Origin of the sequence: Bacillus cereus group sp. N21, assembly GCF_016483395.1 — a bacterium.
Taxonomy (GTDB): domain Bacteria; phylum Bacillota; class Bacilli; order Bacillales; family Bacillaceae_G; genus Bacillus_A; species Bacillus_A pseudomycoides.
Genome location: NZ_JAEHBX010000146.1, coordinates 1 through 3,918, shown reverse-complemented (window position 1 = coordinate 3,918; position 3,918 = coordinate 1). Strand labels below are relative to the sequence as shown.

Here is a 3,918-nt window from a genome sequence, read left to right as displayed (position 1 = left end):
CGAAATATCACATTTTCGCATTAAGACATGTATTGGAAATTAATTGTTCCCTAAAACAAAAAAATGAACTGAATTCTTATAGATAACTGTGGTGAGATAAAATTTTTGTTTTGGGGTACTTCAAAATATTAGGTTGATGGGCATGTATGGTGACCCCATATAGATGATTTCGTTCTGTACAGTTCTGACAACTTAGTGCAGGCTATAAATCTTTACATGCTTGAAGATATGTACATATTTATTATTGAATTTCTTAATATTAAAATGTATTATAAAAATGCGCAACTTCTAATGCAAGTAAATAGGACTATGAATTTTGAATAAATAAAATATTTTGAAGTAATATAGTTGCCGAAAAATGAGGTGGAATTAATCGAAACAGTACATATTAAATGGTATGGATCGTATAGTTTTAATGATTTTTATAATAGAGAAGAAGCTTTTAAGAAAGGAATATTTGCAATCTTTAGAGTATGTGCTGGAAAAGAAACATTTCTCTATATAGGAAAAACCCAAGGACACTTTATACAAAAGATAAGGGAACTTCATAAAGAGTGGCTGTTTGATGCAAGCGAAATAAAGATTAGATTAGGAATAATAGAATTCCCTAATGGTGAAAGTTATTCTGAAAAGAAGATAGAAGAGGTTAAATCCCTTTTGATTTTACGGCATACCCCATCAGAAAACACCACACCTTCAGTATACTATAGAGGACGGTTTAATTTAAAAATTATAAATAAGGGAAGAAGGGGCTTAATTGTTAAAAAGCTTTCCCCAGAAGATCTAGTATGGATATAAGTTGAATGGTTCTGGTGCAAATACTTAGGAAAGATATAAAGAGGCGAAAAGTTTCCTAGTGGAATCTAGTCTTAAGCAGCAATTCCAAATAGTTGATGGATGAACTTCACTTGATTTTGGACAGACTTGTCCAGTAAAACAAGTTGCCCTTTTTTACCATATGCATAGCTTCTATTCCAGAAATAATGGATATAGCTGTGCGAAAGGATTTCAATCCTAACATCGAACGAACTCGCTTTTTAATAAACCGATGATCTTGTTCCACTATGTTATTGAGATATTTCACTTGCCTTAGTTGGATGCCTAATGGCATCTTTTTTTCTTTTCTCAATTCTTCAACTGCTATAGGATAAGCTGGATTCTTATCTACTGTCACGACACGAGGCTCAGAAATATGAAAAGACTGCAAAGCTTTCTTGAAGAATCGCTTTGCAGCGTTTTCGTAAGTTTAACATTTTGTAAGTTTTGTAAAACTCATTTTTTCTTTGTAATCTTTAAATATGTTCGAAAAAGTGTACCTTTTGATGTGCCTTAATTTTAAATAAATGCAAAATCCATTCAATTATATTGATTTCAAAAAATTATCTTGCGATCCAAATTTAAGAGCATCAAATTTCTGTCCTTATAAAAGAATAAGAAATAGACCTTTGCATCTTTACAAAGGTCTATTAATAAATTACATATTTTTATTTAGTCTCGAAAAGCTCAATTTTATAAAATTTTAAATCTCACTCATAGTCTTTGTATTAATGGATAAGTTAGTAGGCGCTTCATTGCTTTTTGTATATCCCTTGCGTTTTGAAAGTAATCTAAGAAACTTTCCATTTTAGCAATCATATTTTCTTTTTCTAAGAATTCTCTATCTTCTTTGTTGAATTTTGATATCTCTTTATTATAAGTAGTCTGTATAATTTTTCTTTTCGCGTCGGTGGATAAGGGATAGTATTCAATAAGATTATCGAATCTCGAAAAGATAGCACTGCCTAATCGATCTTTGATTTCTTTTTCGTTGTTAAAGTTAGATGTGCAAATGATAATGGAATCTTCTAATTTAACATTGTAATACTTATCCGTAAATTCTCCCTCATCAAACATTTGATAAAAGGCACTATAGAATATTGGGGAGGCTTTATCAAATTCATCTAATAATAATACATTTGTTTGTCGATCAATTAAATCTTTAGAAAACGAGTTAGCTTTATCTCCAAAAATATACGAACCAAAACTTTCATTATGATACATTGAAAGTTGCTTTCTAAATAATTCTTTTTGTCCATAAATTATCGAGTTAATCAATTTAGCAGTCTCTGTTTTCCCAACACCAGAGGGTCCATATAACATAATAACTACAGGTTTATGAGCCCCGTTATTAGTTAATGGATAAAGGGTTTGTAACAACTCATTTTTCACTTTCTCTTGTCCAAATACCGATTCATCAAACTGTTCTTTGATTTCCTTTAAAGAGCCAAGTGTTAATTTTGCATGATTGAATTCGATTTTCTCTACAGAAATTCCTAAATTAGGATTATTTAATTGCTCAACAATTTTTGTAGGCGGGTTATTCAAGTATACTTCTTCAAAAAGATAGTGTGATGCATAGTTTAGTATATGAATCACAAACCCTTCTATAAAATGATCGGCCACACTAGAATACTCATCTGTGAACACTGAAAGTGCTTGGTAATATTCTTGCTCTTGCTCTGTACCCTGTATTCTATGTAAAAGATCCATACTTCTAACTATAGGTGTAAGTGAGGTTGTATATTCATTTGGAATAATTTTTTTAAATTCTTCTGTTGGGCCATTAAATATTACGAATCGCATTCTTTCACCTCTGATATTCCTGCTAAGATAATATCATAAATTTTTAATAACCCCGGATCCTCATTTTTTTGGCCGCTATATATTTCCTCGACAGATACAGTTTCTCGACTTTCGCCTTTATTCATAGAGAATTCATTTTGGAATAATAAATCTTCTTCTCTACATTCTCCCACTTCTATCCCATAATAAGTAAGGTTCATTCTTTGTAAATCTGTTAGATTATAGCTGTTTCTAAATGTACTAATATTAAAGCGGAAGATTACCTGTTGTTTTCCATCGGTCGCTAACAATTCATAATAGCCTTTTGCATTCTTGAGAATTTCATCAAGCTCTAAAAAATTGTAATCAGCTAGACCTTTCGTGAATTCTGAATCCTCTTTTAACATTTTAATGAAAGGTGTATACATTTTTGCAAAAGTAAAGGATTCATTTGGTACACTTACTTTGAAGTTATGAAAAATGGTTATGTTTTTATCTTGTTCTTTACCAGATAGTTTTACAAAATCAGTTAAAATTGTATTAGTAATTGTTGTTTTTAATAAATGGTCTTTGGAATTAGATATTTCAGCGCTTCCCACCATAGAAAGCTTAGCTTTGAGCAATGAAAAAAAACTTGTACTTACTCCTATATTTCCCTCTGCTTTTCCTTTGAAATTATAAGTATAATTGCCTTTTCCCTCATCAGTAACAACAATATCTCCTCCATAAAATATTTGTAAGAAATCTGCGGCAGATAATTCATCAAAATATGCAACTTTAATAATCAAAAATCTTCCCCCCTGTATATTTTTATAGCGTCTACAGAAAAAGTTAAAAAATCTTCCTTTAATAAAAAAGAAGTTAGTGAATATCATGTAGGATAGTTATTAAAATCTAAACTATTTTTACTTTGATAAGTATTAAACATCTCCTTAATATTATATTTCATCTCATATTACCAAACAAATTTTCGAAACTATCGTCAAAGACAAAAAGAACTTGTAGTAATCACTACAAGTTCTTTTTTACATTATCTAAAAAAAGGTGAAACAAACTATCTCATAATTTGAATCGGAGCAAACATGTTGACCACGGGTTGATTTCATTATACACCAAATATTAACATATGAAGTTTGGATATTTGAAAATTATGTGAATTTAGAAAAGGGAAACAAAAAGGGTTCTGGTGCAAAAAATCTCTTAAATTTGGACATACTGATATTACTACTCTACAAAAGGTGTGTGATCAGTATGGAAAAGGAAAATTTGTTCAAATGGAAGCATTATCAGCCTGAACTAATCTTATTAACAGTAAGG

General features: G+C 30.3%; 3 protein-coding genes and 2 pseudogenes. 2 read left to right on the top strand and 3 right to left on the bottom strand.

Going from position 1 to position 3,918, the window contains the following annotated elements:
• Positions 1–363: 363 nt before the first annotated feature.
• Positions 364–798 (top strand): hypothetical protein, encoded by a 435-nt coding sequence (locus JDS96_RS29825; RefSeq protein WP_016131629.1) that lies wholly within the window; start codon positions 364–366, stop codon positions 796–798.
• Positions 799–869: 71 nt separating this feature from the next.
• Here the strand turns inward: JDS96_RS29825 and JDS96_RS29820 are convergent.
• The 3 genes and pseudogenes from JDS96_RS29820 to JDS96_RS29810 all read right to left on the bottom strand — a co-directional run.
• Positions 870–1,240: pseudogene (locus tag JDS96_RS29820) on the bottom strand (DDE-type integrase/transposase/recombinase); the annotation flags it as partial.
• A gap of 290 nt (positions 1,241–1,530) precedes the next feature.
• Entirely contained in the window at positions 1,531–2,622 is a 1,092-nt protein-coding gene (locus JDS96_RS29815) for an AAA family ATPase (protein WP_199669006.1), read from the bottom strand.
• Positions 2,610–3,389, bottom strand: a complete 780-nt coding sequence (locus JDS96_RS29810) for a DUF6414 family protein (RefSeq protein ID WP_199669005.1) — start codon at positions 3,387–3,389, stop codon at positions 2,610–2,612. Before JDS96_RS29810 ends, JDS96_RS29815 begins: the two co-directional genes overlap by 13 nt.
• Positions 3,390–3,852: 463 nt before the next feature.
• On the opposite strand from JDS96_RS29810, the pseudogene JDS96_RS29805 reads away from it, so the two are divergent.
• Positions 3,853–3,918 (top strand): annotated as a pseudogene (locus tag JDS96_RS29805) (IS6 family transposase); the annotation flags it as partial.

Bases quoted from the DNA above. Each gene is read 5' to 3' on its own strand.
- JDS96_RS29815 (WP_199669006.1), bottom strand. From the start codon at position 2,622: ATGCGATTCGTAATATTTAATGGCCCAACAGAAGAATTTAAAAAAATT.